Origin of the sequence: Vibrio gelatinilyticus (genome assembly GCF_022836845.1) — a bacterium.
Taxonomy (GTDB): Bacteria; Pseudomonadota; Gammaproteobacteria; order Enterobacterales; family Vibrionaceae; genus Vibrio; species Vibrio gelatinilyticus.
Map to the genome: position 1 here is coordinate 70,368 of NZ_JAJNNZ010000004.1, position 13,969 is coordinate 84,336.

Consider the following 13,969-nt stretch of genomic DNA (forward strand, 5'->3'; position numbering starts at 1 on the left):
CGTCAGCAATAATTTTTGTCGATGGTTTATGGTAAATAAGCTCCTTTTTGTATGAATTCGATTATTAAACACAGGCTTAATCTAAAAGGATATTTTTATTATTCCACCGATCTATTTGATTGTTTAAAGTAAATCCCCTCATCTATTAATGCTTTCGATACATTGAGTTTTACTAGCTGAATAGTGAGATTGGATTAATACCCTTTAAAAACAAAGAGTTAAATTATTTCATTGAAATCAATAAATTGTTAATATTAAAACTTTGATGTTAATCACTTGTTGTAAGTATGGTCTATGGATATATTGAAACCATTGTTTAATACGGTTGTTTGAAACTTTTATGAGCAAAGCCAATACGAAAGAAAAAGTGCTGGATATAGCTGAGCTTCTTTTTATCTCTAATGGTTATAAAAATACGTCCTTAAGAAAAATCACCAGTAAGGCTAATGTGAATCTTGCTGCGGTGAATTATCATTTTGGTGATAAGAAAACACTTATAGAACAAGTGTTGGACAAGTACCTTTCTCAATTAATGCCTTTGATTAGCAAACAATTACTCGTATTAAATAAACAGGAATCCATTAGCGTAAGAGAAGTATTGATTGCTGTTCAACAGCCGCTTTTTGAATTAGAAAACGTGAGAGAAAACGGCACGTTTCGATTTCTTTCGTTAATTGCTAGTGGCTACAAAGATGTCCAAGGGCACTTGAAGCGCTTTATCGTCAAACACTATCAAGAAACACTGGCTTTGTTTATGGATTCTATCTCTAGGGCAAATCCCAAGGTAAACAAAGAAACACTCTTTTGGCAGCTTCACTTTTCGTTAGGCGCATTTGTGTTTGCCGTGAGTTCAAAGGAAGCACTGTCTAGCTTGTCATTGAATAATTTAAATAAAAAAGTCGACTCGGCGGGAATTGTCGAGCAATTAATCCCTTATTTAGAGGCTGCCATTCAGGCCGAAAAATAGAATAACGTACCAAACAAAAGGAATCGTGGACATGAGTTTCGTGAGTAGAAAGATAATCAGTGAACCAGCGTTTAAAGTATTCAAAAAAGTACTGCCGCCATTGTCAATTACCGAAAGAGAAGCGATGGAAGCCGGTGGCGTGTGGTGGGATGGCGAATTGTTTTCCGGTCGTCCGGATTTTGAAAAGCTTCATCAATACCCAAAGCCAACGTTAACAGAGGAAGAGCAATCGTTTATCGACAACCAACTTGAGACTCTACTTTCAATGTTGGATGAGCATAAATTTGTGAAAGAGTATCGCGATCTTTCACCAGAAGTCTGGGACTACTTACGAAAAGAGCGTTTTTTCTCGCTGATTATTTCTAAAGAGTATGGTGGACGAGAATTCTCATCACACGCTAACTCAACCATCGTAGCGAAAATCGCAACGCGCAGTATGAGTGCGGCTATAACGGTCATGGTTCCAAACTCCTTGGGCCCGGGTGAACTGCTTTCCCATTATGGTACACAAGAACAGCGTGATTACTGGTTACCTAGACTCGCAAACGGTACAGATACGCCGTGTTTTGCTTTGACTGGCCCTGAAGCCGGTTCTGATGCTGGCGGTATTCCGGACACTGGTGTCGTTTGTTATGGAGAACATGAAGGTAAAGAAGTGCTTGGTATCCGCGTTAGTTGGAACAAGCGCTATATCACTCTTGCACCTATCGCGACCGTTATGGGACTGGCATTCAAGTTACAAGATCCAGATGGTTTGTTAGGGGATAAGAAGAACGTCGGTATCACTTGTGCGTTAATCCCAACGGATCACCCAGGCGTGGTCATTGGCGAACGACATGACCCACTGCACCTAGCCTTTATGAACGGCATCATTCAAGGCGAAGAAGTGTTTATCCCAATGGATTGGCTAATTGGCGGCGCTGACTATGCGGGTAAAGGCTGGAGAATGCTGGTTGAATGTCTGTCGGCTGGCCGTGGAATATCACTCCCCGCTTTGGGCACCGCGATTGGCCACTTAACGGCTAGAACCACTGGCGCTTACGCTTATGTGCGCAAGCAATTTGGTATGTCTATTGGTAAGTTTGAAGGTGTGGCAGAAGCATTGGGCCGTATCGGAGGTCTAAATTATTTGCTTGAAGCGACACGTACGCTGACAACCACTGCACTTGATCAGGGTCAGAAGCCAGGTATTGTGACTGCGATTGCTAAGTATCACATGACTGAAATTGCACGCACACTCATCAATGATTCATTTGATGTTCATGGCGGTCGTGCCATTCAATGTGGCCCAATGAACTATTTGTCTTCATCGTATTTAGGTGTGCCAGTGGCGATTACGGTAGAAGGTGCGAATATCTTGACGCGTAACTTAATGATCTTCGGCCAAGGCGCAACGCGATGCCACCCATATGTATTCCAGGAAATGGAAGCAGCAGCGAATCCAGATCAGGCAGAAGGTGCAAAAGCATTTGACAACCTACTGTTTAAACATATAGGTCATGCAACGGCTAACTCTATTAGTGGTCTGTTTGCTGCGCTAACCGGCTCAACGTTTACCAGCTCTCCAGTTAGCGGGCCAACCAAGCGCCACTACAAAAACTTGAAGCGTCTGAGTCGTGCTTTGGCTGTGAGTGCAGACTTTGCCATGCTAACCCTAGGTGGTGAGCTAAAGCGCAAAGAGTTGATTTCGGCTCGACTGGGTGACGGGTTGTCTTATCTTTATATGGCATCAGCTGTTCTTAAAAAGTATCAGGATGAAGGGTGTTTAGAAGCCGATCTGGATCATGTGCATTATGCGGTAGATTACTGTTTCCACCATGCGGCTAAGTCGCTTAATGAAGCATATCGTAATTTCCCAAGTGGCATTGCTGGAAAAACACTGAAGGTATTGTTGTTCCCACTGGGTAACCACTTTAAATTGCCTGATGACAAGGTCACGATGCGTATTGCTAATAAGCTAATGGTACCAGGAGAAGCGAGAGACCGTTTAACGCATCTATGTCATGTGGGAGAAGACGAAAACGATGCCATTGGTATTATGGAGCGCGCTTTTATTGCTATGCATGGGATTAAAGACCTTGAGAAAAAGCTGCAAAAAGGTGTCAAGGCTGGCAAGGTGGCGAGAAAAGGTCTTCTCTCTGAGCGACTTGCACAAGCGTTAGAAGCAGGTGTGTTGACGAAAGAAGAGGTAGCGGAAGTTGAAGCCGCTGATGCGCAGCGTTACCGCGCAATTCAAGTTGACCATTTCAGTCACGATATGAAGACGACGCTAACAGAAACGAGTGAAAAGTCGACTTTAACCTCTGCTGCGTAGGCTTAACTTGACGAAAAAAACGCCTTTCATTTGAAAGGCGTTTTTGTATGTCAAAGTGAGCAAAAGTTCATTATCAACGATTAACTGTGTATCACTGTTTTAAACACTATGTGATAGGAAATATACAACTCCTCCTATCATTTTTCAGGCGCTTGTCCCTTATCTAACCCGCTTAAAAACCCTACAAAACTTAAGGTCAAAATCGATATTTTAAAGCCTACATCAGCCGAATTGACGTTACTTAGCCAACTGATAAGACCAGTTTAAAATTGTGAGTTCCGCCAACTTCTCAAGAGGCGTCTTATATGATGAAACGGAAAAAGTGAAAGTTAAGTTGTTGTATTTGTAATGGTATCTGTGCATACACTTAATTAACGTTTGCGGTTAGCTCTAAGCAATAGGGCTTAGCAAATGTCACTCTAATACAACAATAATGTGCTTTAGCGGCTGAGCAATTCAAACAAAACGGTACAGCCACTAAATACAAATAATTGAAATTATTTGACGAAATGATTTTCGTTTTGTCTCACATAGAAATCATGTAAGGATTATAGATATGGATATTAAAGGCAGTGTAGTCGTTATCACCGGTGGAGCTCGTGGGCTTGGATTTGCGATGGCGAAGCGGTTTTCCGAACAAGGTGCTGATATTGCCTTGATTGATGCGAATCAGGACCAACTCGATACGGCGGTAAATGAACTCAGGCAAAGTGAAGGAAAGGTGTGTGGATACCATGCGAATATTACCGATGAAGCGGCTGTAAAAACCGTTTTCAAGGGTATTCTAGGTGATTTTGGTAAAGTAAATGTTCTGGTCAATAATGCAGGTATTTTGCGTGATGGTCTAATGGTGAAAGCGAAAGATGGTGAAATCCTTGATGAGATGTCATTGGAACAATTTAACGCTGTTATCAATGTAAATCTATCTGGTACGTTCGTGTGTGGTAAAGAAGCGGCCAAAGCGATGATTACGTCTAAGCAGAAAGGCGTGATCATCAATATTTCTTCTGTGGCTAAAGATGGCAACATGGGGCAAAGTAATTACAGTGCTGCTAAAGCCGGTGTAGCGTCTCTTGCTATGGTCTGGGCGAAAGAGTTGGCTCGCTACAATATCAGGGCAGCAGCGATCGCTCCGGGTGCTTGCTATAGCGCGATGACGGCGTCAATGAAACCGGAGGCTCTCGAAAGACTGGAACAAATGGCGCCAGTAAGACGTCTGGGCCAAGACTACGAGATCGCGCAAACAGCACAATTTATTATCGAGAATGAGTTTTATAACGGTAAGGTCATTGCTGTTGATGGAGGCTTAGTTCTGTAGTTACAGCTCATGCCATAATTGATCTGCCTAATGGTATAGTCGGTATAAGGAGTAGTTATCTTAGGTAGACTATTTATGGTAAATGATGGAAAGAAAGTACCCACCCACAGGTTAAGCCGTTTTGGAAAAATGGCGTCTTTGGCGACGAGAGTCACAGGGGCAATGGTTACTGAAGGAGCCAAGCAAATCGTAAAGGGTAAAAGACCTCGTACGCGAGATCTGTTACTTACACCTGCTAACGCCAAGCGATTAGCCGATCAGCTTGCTCATCTTCGCGGAGCCGCGATGAAAATGGGGCAACTGTTATCTATGGATGCCGGTGATATGATCAGCCCTGAGCTCGCTGACATTCTCGCACGTCTTCGTTCAGACGCGTCACCCATGCCTGCAAAACAGTTAGCGGGAGTATTGGTTAAAGAGCTAGGTTCAGACTGGAAACAGAATTTTGTCGAATTTAACTTCAAGCCAATCGCCAGTGCGTCGATAGGGCAGGTGCATCAGGCTCATGCTGATGATGGTACTAAGCTAGCAATAAAGGTGCAGTACCCAGGGATCAAGAATAGCATCGATAGCGACGTTGATAATGTTGGTACCTTGTTGAACGTCATAGGCCTCATTCCCAAAGTGGTTGATTATCGAGGTTTACTAGACGAAGCCAAGCGCCAACTGCACGATGAAGCTAATTACATCCATGAAGCCGATTTGTTGACTCGCTATCGTCGTCTTCTATCAGATGATTCGCGTTTTATCATTCCTGAGGTGCGACATGAGATAACTACCGACAGTGTCTTGGCAATGACCTACGTGTCTGGTGTTGCAATTGAATCACTCATCAGTGCCGATCAAAATACTCGTAACCGCGCCATGTCATTACTACTTGAGCTGCTTTTCAAAGAGATATTTGAATTCAGACTGGTTCAAACGGATCCAAACTTCGCCAACTATCTCTATGATGAGTCACTAGGGAATATAGTATTGCTGGATTTTGGAGCCACACGCTCATACAGCAAGAGGATTAGTGAAGGTTATCGACAAGCATTTCGTGCTGTACTGAAATCAGATAATTGCCAGCTAAATGAGGGGCTTGAACAAATCGGATTTTTTAGTGAGGCGATCATTGCCGAACAAAAGCAAGCCATCTTTGATTTGGTGACGTTGGCATGTGAACCCTTACTTCATAAAGGGCGCTATGATTTCGGCCAGAGCAATCTATCGCAGCGACTCAGTGAGGCGGGAACAATACTCAGTATGGACAAAGGGTATTGGCACACGCCTCCTGCGGATGCGTTATTTCTGCATCGTAAAATCGGAGGGATGTACCTGTTAGCAGCAAGGCTTAAAGCACAGGTAGATGTTGGAAGGCTTTTTGAGCGATATGTTCACCATTAAAAAAGCCGCATTCTAAAGCAGATATCATGTGCTTTAGAATGCGGCAGTAGAGTCGGATTAACCTTTGCTAATGAGCCGTTTTAGCGCGGAGTTAATTCCGATTAGATCTTCCCAGGATGAAGCGGTTTTCAATGCATCGAGCATTGATTCTTTGCTGCAATAGGGGATCCGATCTAGATTTTTTACTTTCCCTTCAAGAGTGTTCTTTAAAAGTAAGAAGGTTTGTTCTTGTGACATGGTTAATACTCTAGCCAAGTTTTTTTTTATCTTCTCGTTTAAGCCTTAGCTTGCTTTGCAACAAGCCCGAGAGCTGAACAAAAAACCGTTAGTCGGTGAGATACCCAATTGAGCTCTCCCGCATTATTTTTCACAGTTTCAGTGGGTTTTCCGTACCGCAAAAGACATTCTATAGATCGTCGACTTATGCTTCAAATACAATAAAAACATGGACCTTCGTGAACGAATTACCTTACTGGATAAATGAGGTGTTTGATAAGTTAAATCATTGTATTTAAGTTCTTTTTAATTCATTCGTCACGTAAGGAAGCGATTGTAAAAAGTCATTTCAAACATTTACTATTTTCAAAAAGCGTTCATCAATACTGACAAGCCTCTTTGGTATGTCTCCAAGTTATCAATATGCACTCGGTTTATTATTCGTGGCGTTTATCCCTTGAAATGGAAGTGTGCGCTTGATAGGACAATAAGTTGATTAACTAAGACGTGTGAGTGTAGCTTTGATTCAGCTCAGTTTTTGGGACTCATCGGTTGCGGGTTCAAAACGTTGACAATGGTGAATACTGGGGTGCTCGGATCGTCATAATGAGAGCTTTGTACTATTAACGCTAGCCTTACGTACTAGTTGTTGGTGACAGAGGTTATCACTGTAGTGGTGGATAAGGAGAATTGATGCAACACAGCAAAAATGTACTCATCGTTGGTGGCGCTGGTGGAATAGGAAGGGAAGTGGTAATTAGAATGTTAGAGGACCCCAAAGTTGATAAGGTTTACGCGACGTATCACAATGCGCCTCCCAAGTTACAACATGAAAAACTGACTTGGTACCGACTAGACTGCACCAAAGAGTCTGAGTTTCATGAGCTATCGATGTCGATAGCGTCACATAACAACACGTTAGACTGGGTAGTTAATTGCGTTGGTGTATTACATGGTGAAGGCTTTAGCCCCGAAAAAAATGTTATGAATATCAATGGTGAAGGTTTTCTCAAGATTATGTCTGTCAATGCATTGGCAACATTGTTGCTAGCAAAATACTTGCAACCATTGATACGCCGATCGCTAGAACCACGCTTCGTCGCGATTTCAGCGAAGGTTGGAAGTATTTCAGATAATCGTCTTGGTGGATGGTACAGCTATCGGTGCTCGAAAGCGGCTCTAAATATGGCCGTAAAAAATCTGAGTATTGAATGGCAGAGAATCATGCCAAACGTGGCCGTAGTGGCCTTTCATCCGGGCACAACAAACACGTCATTGTCAGCGCCTTTTCAAGCGAGAGTTGCCCCGGAAAAGTTGTTTGAACCTGAATATGTGGCTAAGGTAATCGGTACGCTGCTGCATCGGTTATCGCCAAACGATAATGGTCGCTTCATTGCCTATAATCAAGATACACTGCCTTGGTGATAACTTTACCCCTGTGTATCGACGGGATCAGGAAGAGTATCATACTGTAAATCTGGTGACTGAACCTCAAACCACGACTGCCAGTTGCTCGGCAGTTTTAATGTTTTTAAATCTTCTTTTAGCGTTTGGTACAGCGCGTCGTGCTGTTTACCTTGAATTGATAATACCTGAAATAAGCCTAATTGAGCTTCAGTACAGTTTGGGAAGTGCTCCAAAATAGCTTTGAATTGCTGTTCTGCTTTGGTTGTATCCTGTTCACTGATGATTTTTGCTTCGTAGAGTTGCTCGGACAGTCGTGATATGACTTCTTTGCGCGTCGTGTCACTTTGAACAGATTCAACGGCTTTTTTAATTTCTGTATCAAATCGATCGCGAAGCGCCAAAATCTTGATTAGGTCGTTAGATAGCCAGGTTTCTCCAAAATAGTCCCCAAGAGAAATTATCTCGATAACAAGGGAGCTAGGGAGTGTATCTAGTTTGTCTTGGAAGGGAACAACAGCTTCGTATAAGTGCTTTTTAGCCTCACTTTCTTTTTTGTCAGCAAGTAGAAACTGAGCGCTGTATAGATGTTGGTAGCTTAAGAGAAATGGTTGGCGAGCGGGTGTTATATGATCACTCACCAGTTGGAAAAAATTCGCGGTGTTCGAGACCAGCTTGTTTTTATTTTCATCATCGGTGAGTTTGCTATAACACTCCTGAACGCAGTGGCAGTACTGAATAACATTTGTGATCCAGGATACATCGATAACAGACAAGTTAGAGGCGAGTGAGTGACCGATTTTAGTCAGTGTGGCGACTTTACCCAGTTTTGCTGCGAGTTGAGCCGCGGTGATTTCCCGATATCCAATACTGGGGGTAAGATCTGCAACACGGACTGCTAGGATAAGCGCGTCGTGAAATTTTGACTCTTTAACCAAAAAGCTGGTTAATCTATCCATTATCTTAGGAGCCAAAGGGTGTTCGGCTAAGTACTCTTCAAGGGTGTCTATCGCTTTTTGCTTGTTGCCCTGAACGAAGTCGCAAGTGGCTTGAGCGCACACTTTCCCCATATGGGGTGGGGTCTGTGAACGGTTGACGGCGTAATGCAGTTGAGGCCAGAGTTTGTGCTGCTCAAGTATGTTAAAGAGTGTATTCTCAACCAGATTTTTAGATGTCGCTTGCTGAGTGAAGCTGAGCAATTGGTTCATTTCACTTTCTGTTGCTAGCGCTCGCTTAGTTATCAATGTTTCGATCTGTCGAGTACACCAGTTATCTTTCTGAACATTAAGTATTTTTTTTCCTAGATCTTCGGTTTTGATTGGCTTTTTGATGAAGTGTTGAACCTCGCCAGAGATAACGGTCAGAACAGTTTGCTGGCTTGAATCACTTGATACAAGAATGACACTGGACTTTGATGTAAGGAGCTTTCTGCGCATCAACAAAATAGCCAATTCATTGCCGTTAATTCTTTGCTCTAGATGATAGTCAATAAGTAACACATCATAGAAACAAACTTCGACTTTCTTGATGGCATCTTGAAATGAATTAACAGTGTCGACACGTTCATGAGGCGCGCCAAGAGCAATCAATTGATGCTTAATCAATGTTGCAGCCGTTTTGGAGTCGTCGACGATTAAAAATCTCAAGCGAGAAAAAGACTTTTGGGTAGTGTTAAATCTGTCTACCATCATGAATCATCCTAGGACTCTGCGTTTAGTTTGTTGCCTCTAAGTGAGGTAACTCATTGTCTTATAGCTAAATATTAGAATGCTGTACGGAGATTGCAACAAGTGAAGGGTAATTTGTAGAAAATAAGTAATTTTAATCAATGAACGGGATATCAGAAAGTCGTTTTCCATTGGGTAGGTGTGCCCGTCGGTAGTGCGTCTGACCTGATAATCTATACCCGTTACTCCATTCCATCACTGCAACATTTTAATCGTAGTGTTTTCAAAAACGGTGTACAAATAAGCTGACTAGATTTAAATAGTGAGGAGAGAGGGGAACATTAGGAATTCATTTATTGGGTGAGGAAAAAGTGCAATCCCTGCACTGGAAGACTAGCGTTAAAACTGATAATCAACGCTCAAGAATACACCTGAAAGGTCGTAGTCGCGTTTAGTCGAGATCGCATTGTATTCTGCACTGATACCGATATTGTCTGTTGCAGAGTAACGAGCACCGATGCCAAAACTAGGGCTGGTAACGTTTAATGTTGAGTCATCACCTGAGACAGTATCGCCACCAATTTTGCTGATCGTCTGACCAACCATTCCGTATAGTTCAAAGTTTTCGTCTAGTGGATAACTTCCTCGAAGGTATAAACTGTTATACGAGCTAAGATCCAAATCACTTGTGTTTTTATCGACAACACCAAAACGGTATTCAGCGGCAATAAAGTCATTCAAGCGATAACCTACTTTTAGGTATCCGCCATGCGTGTCTGTTCTAACAAATTCATTTTCCTGAGTGCTAGTACCAATAGCGCTACCAAGATAGACTCCTTGAGCCATCGCAGGCACGGTCGTTATCGCAGAGATGATTAGCGCGGTTTTTTGTAGTGTTTTCAAATTTACATTCCTCTATTTTTTGAAGTAGCCTCAACTGAGCCTTGATTTATTATGGAGAATTTACTTTCCGTAATATGAACGAATATAGGGTGCAGTTTTCGAATTGTGGTGTTCAAGGAGGCATATAATGGTATTACCGCAGAACATGAAAAATCTTTAGCGAAGAGAGGGCGAGGAAACTATTTCATTTAAAATCAATGCATTATGGTGGATATGCTGATTTTGCCTATCAGAGTGTAGAGGGCTTACTAGGCATTGCCGGACAGACATAAAATCAGGGAGAGAGCACTTTCGTACGGCAAATTGAAAAGTATTGTAAACTCTCTAAGCTTGAAAGTGTTACTTTGAATGTTAGGTGTGTTTATGAAATACGTAGTTGCTTTATCGATAAATGTACTTCTTCTTGGCTGCTCAACGCAGCAGGCAAAACCGCAATCAACCAGTCAGGCAAATCCAGCCGCCGTCTATTGTGTTGAGAGCGGTGGTGAGTACATGCTCGAAAACAGTGAATGCAAATTACCTGATGGTAGCGTGGTCAATGCATGGGACTATTATCGGGAAAACCATCCTCAGAATTAATGGGTGGCAAGTGAGGAGATCTATCGTTGTCGTTTTTTAAGTTTTTGTTCTTAGCTTTATTGATGAGCTTAGCGGGTTGTACTCACCCCATCGTTGCGGAAAATCCAGAGATGTATAGCAATTCTGGAAGTATCGCACCGTACTCTCAAGAAACTTTCGAGGAATATGTCTCTGAAACGACCGTTTGGTTAAATCAAAACCGAGTATTTCACGGAGCTGGTGAGGGGAAAGAGCTTGATGCGGTTGCGCCTTACCAAATCATCCCATCAAATCCTAATGGTCATGGTATTTTATTGGTACATGGTTTGGGTGACTCTCCGTATTCGTTTATCGATATTGCACCAGTACTGGCTGATCATGGGTATTTAGTACGAGTCATGCTGTTGCCAGGCCATGGCTCACGCCCGGCGGATTTAGAAAACCCTGATGTTGAAGATTGGTATGAAAGCGTTGCCCACCAAGTTTCGTTGTTAGAGGGGGAGGTCGATAACCTTTGGTTGGGTGGCTTTTCAACGGGTACAAATCTAGTGACGAAATACGCGGCTGAATCATCGGGCATTACGGGGTTGGTGCTATTTTCTCCGGCATTTACTTCGAAAGATCCGTTAGTGAAATACTCGTCCTTTGCGAGTCGTTTTGTTGACTGGGTTTCACTAGAGAAAGAAGAAAATTATACCCGGTACGATTCATTATCCATGAGCGGCGCTGCGCTCTACTACAAAACAACGGTTTCTGTTAATCAAGCTCTTCAAGACAACACACTCCCTATTCCAGCACTTTTACTGGTCACAGAGCAAGACGAGCTAATCGATACTCTTGATATTTATCAGACATTTGCCACGCTATTCCATCATCCAAGAAGTGAACTCATGTGGTTTGGTGATACCACGATTGATGATTCACGCGTGGTTAAGTACCCAATGACGATACCCGATCTTTACATTCAAAACGGTTCCCACATTTCTGTACTATTTAGCCCCGAAAACGACTTATACGGTCGAAGGGGGATCATGCGTCAATGTGGTGGTAGTAATGAAGGGGAAATTTACGTTATCGATTGTCCACGACTGCCTACTTTGTCGTACACGGCATGGGGGCTTTTTGAGAAGGACGCCATTATGGCTCGCCTCAGCTGGAATCCTTACTTTGAACCAACAATGACCCGAGTTTTAGAATTTATGCAAAAAACAGATGCTGATTTATAAGATTAAATACTGACCGTCATGGCATTTTGTTTTAGTCGACTAGTACGTGATGGTGACGGGTATCATATTTAATTTTATTCAATCCTTTTTAATAGTATCAAAATCTGTTTTTTTGTTATCGGCTTCTCAATTTATCTCCTATAATGGTGACTATGCAGATAATACTATAGATAATTGGCTCAGTGAGTTTGGAATAGATAGTTTCAAATAGGTAGCAAAATGGATAAATTAAATATGAGTTGTTATTGGTTTACTCAAGACTATAAAATCGCTTTTTTCTTCCCTTCAAAATAGTTCCTCCTTTTTTGCACATATATCTGTGCGCCATCAAAAAATATTTGCAGTATTGAATTTATATAATATTTATATAAATTATATTTTGCTGTGCATAAATCAAAGAATATTGTTCCCTCTATTATTCAAGAGGAAACTCTATTGAATAATATTTAACAAATAACAAAGTTGAATATTTTCAATGAATAGGAAGAAAATTATGGAAAACTTCAAGCATTTACCAGAACCATTTCGTATTCGTGTCATTGAGCCTGTAAAGCGTACCACGAGAGAATATCGTGAAGAGGCGATCGTCAAATCAGGCATGAATCCATTTCTGTTAGACAGTGAAGATGTCTTTATTGATCTACTAACTGATAGTGGCACAGGCGCGATTACTCAAGAAATGCAAGCGGCCATGTTACGAGGGGATGAAGCTTATAGTGGAAGCCGAAGCTACTATGCGCTGGCCAACGCCGTGAAAGACATTTTTGGTTATGAGTTAACGATACCGACCCACCAGGGGCGTGGTGCAGAGCAAATATATATTCCGGTTCTCATTAAGAAAAGAGAGCAGGAAAAAGGCTTGGATCGCAGCAAAATGGTGGCGCTGTCTAATTACTTCTTCGATACCACTCAGGGGCATACTCAAGTGAATTGCTGCGTAGCCAAAAATGTCTACGTTGATGAAGCTTTCGATACGTCCGTTAATGCTGATTTTAAAGGTAACTTTGATCTTGCAAAACTAGAGGCCGCCATTTTAGAGGCAGGGGCAGCGAACGTACCTTATATTGTTAGCACGATTACCTGTAACTCAGCTGGGGGGCAACCCGTTTCAATTGCCAACTTGAAAGCTGTGTATGAGATTGCTCAAAAATACGATATTCCAGTCATTATGGATTCTGCCCGTTATGCTGAGAATGCGTATTTTATTCAGCAGCGCGAAGAAGGGTACCAAGATTGGACGATCGAAGAGATCACTCGTGAGAGTTACAAATACGCCGACGGTTTGGCAATGTCAGCTAAGAAAGATGCCATGGTGCTGATGGGTGGCTTATTGTGCTTCAAAGACGAGTCAATGATGGATGCTTACACTGAATGTCGAACCTTGTGCGTTGTACAAGAAGGTTTCCCAACATACGGTGGTTTAGAAGGCGGGGCAATGGAACGTCTTGCCGTTGGTCTATACGATGGAATGCGTCAAGATTGGCTCGCTTATCGTATTGGTCAGGTGCAATACCTGGTTGATGGATTGGAGTCGATTGGCATTGTTTGCCAGCAGGCGGGTGGCCATGCAGCATTTGTGGACGCTGGTAAGCTATTGCCACATATTCCAGCAGAACAATTCCCTGCGCACGCACTTGCCTGTGAGCTGTACAAGGTTGCAGGAATTCGCGCGGTAGAGATCGGTTCACTACTATTAGGAAGAGATCCAGCGACAGGAAAGCAACACCCATGTCCAGCAGAGCTTCTAAGACTGACTATCCCTCGTGCTACTTATACTCAAACGCACATGGATTTCATTATTGAAGCGTTTGAAAAAGTAAAACAGAACGCACACAAAGTAAAAGGGCTCGATTTTACCTATGAGCCTGCTGTATTGCGTCACTTTACCGCTCGTCTGAAAGAGGTAGAATCTCCGGTAAAGCTCGACACTCCAAATAAAGTTTTGGAAGAAGCATAACATTTATTTAGGCGCAGTAATCTGCGCCTTATTTTTTCCCAAATAAAATA

Annotated in this window: 12 protein-coding genes; 9 read left to right on the top strand and 3 right to left on the bottom strand. The window is 42.5% G+C overall.

The features are described 5' to 3' along the window. The first annotated feature begins 325 nt into the window (after nucleotides 1-325). The 4 genes from LNL84_RS06495 to LNL84_RS06510 all read left to right on the top strand — a co-directional run bounded on the left by LNL84_RS06495 (nucleotide 326) and on the right by LNL84_RS06510 (nucleotide 5,988). A complete protein-coding gene (locus tag LNL84_RS06495; RefSeq protein ID WP_341829450.1) occupies nucleotides 326-967 on the top strand; it encodes a TetR/AcrR family transcriptional regulator in 642 nt (213 codons plus the stop codon). Between the two features lie 31 nt (nucleotides 968-998). After that, the gene (locus tag LNL84_RS06500; RefSeq protein WP_244356041.1) at nucleotides 999-3,281 is read left to right on the top strand and encodes an acyl-CoA dehydrogenase; all 2,283 of its coding nucleotides are present in this window, start codon (nucleotides 999-1,001) and stop codon (nucleotides 3,279-3,281) included. A 556-nt stretch (nucleotides 3,282-3,837) separates the two neighbouring features. After that, nucleotides 3,838-4,599, top strand: coding sequence for an SDR family oxidoreductase (locus tag LNL84_RS06505; protein WP_244356043.1), 762 nt, complete (start codon nucleotides 3,838-3,840; stop codon nucleotides 4,597-4,599). Between the two features lie 75 nt (nucleotides 4,600-4,674). Continuing rightward, nucleotides 4,675-5,988 (top strand): ABC1 kinase family protein, encoded by a 1,314-nt coding sequence (locus LNL84_RS06510; protein ID WP_244356045.1) that lies wholly within the window; start codon nucleotides 4,675-4,677, stop codon nucleotides 5,986-5,988. Nucleotides 5,989-6,045: 57 nt separating this feature from the next. On the opposite strand, the gene LNL84_RS06515 is transcribed toward LNL84_RS06510, so the two are convergent. Continuing rightward, nucleotides 6,046-6,225 (bottom strand): hypothetical protein, encoded by a 180-nt coding sequence (locus LNL84_RS06515; protein ID WP_244356047.1) that lies wholly within the window; start codon nucleotides 6,223-6,225, stop codon nucleotides 6,046-6,048. 672 nt (nucleotides 6,226-6,897) lie between these two features. On the opposite strand from LNL84_RS06515, the gene LNL84_RS06520 reads away from it, so the two are divergent. Then, a complete protein-coding gene (locus tag LNL84_RS06520; protein ID WP_244356049.1) occupies nucleotides 6,898-7,629 on the top strand; it encodes an SDR family NAD(P)-dependent oxidoreductase in 732 nt (243 codons plus the stop codon). Nucleotides 7,630-7,634: 5 nt separating this feature from the next. On the opposite strand, the gene LNL84_RS06525 is transcribed toward LNL84_RS06520, so the two are convergent. Together LNL84_RS06525 and LNL84_RS06530 are read right to left on the bottom strand one after the other, a co-directional pair. Further along, nucleotides 7,635-9,299 (bottom strand): response regulator, encoded by a 1,665-nt coding sequence (locus LNL84_RS06525; RefSeq protein ID WP_244356050.1) that lies wholly within the window; start codon nucleotides 9,297-9,299, stop codon nucleotides 7,635-7,637. A 375-nt stretch (nucleotides 9,300-9,674) separates the two neighbouring features. Continuing rightward, the gene (locus LNL84_RS06530) at nucleotides 9,675-10,178 is read right to left on the bottom strand and encodes a porin family protein (protein ID WP_244356052.1); all 504 of its coding nucleotides are present in this window, start codon (nucleotides 10,176-10,178) and stop codon (nucleotides 9,675-9,677) included. Nucleotides 10,179-10,541: 363 nt separating this feature from the next. Here LNL84_RS06530 and LNL84_RS06535 point away from each other — a divergent pair, with 363 nt between their 5' ends. The 4 genes from LNL84_RS06535 to tnaA all read left to right on the top strand — a co-directional run bounded on the left by LNL84_RS06535 (nucleotide 10,542) and on the right by tnaA (nucleotide 13,919). Next, nucleotides 10,542-10,757, top strand: coding sequence for a putative hemolysin (locus LNL84_RS06535; RefSeq protein WP_244356054.1), 216 nt, complete (start codon nucleotides 10,542-10,544; stop codon nucleotides 10,755-10,757). A 26-nt stretch (nucleotides 10,758-10,783) separates the two neighbouring features. After that, nucleotides 10,784-11,962: an alpha/beta hydrolase gene (locus LNL84_RS06540; protein ID WP_244356056.1), complete on the top strand. Its 1,179-nt coding sequence runs from the start codon at nucleotides 10,784-10,786 to the stop codon at nucleotides 11,960-11,962. Between the two features lie 234 nt (nucleotides 11,963-12,196). Next, the gene (tnaC, locus tag LNL84_RS19805) at nucleotides 12,197-12,256 is read left to right on the top strand and encodes a tryptophanase leader peptide (RefSeq protein WP_425244290.1); all 60 of its coding nucleotides are present in this window, start codon (nucleotides 12,197-12,199) and stop codon (nucleotides 12,254-12,256) included. A 199-nt stretch (nucleotides 12,257-12,455) separates the two neighbouring features. Further along, a complete protein-coding gene (tnaA, locus tag LNL84_RS06545) occupies nucleotides 12,456-13,919 on the top strand; it encodes a tryptophanase (protein WP_244356058.1) in 1,464 nt (487 codons plus the stop codon). The last annotated feature ends 50 nt before the right edge of the window (nucleotides 13,920-13,969 follow it).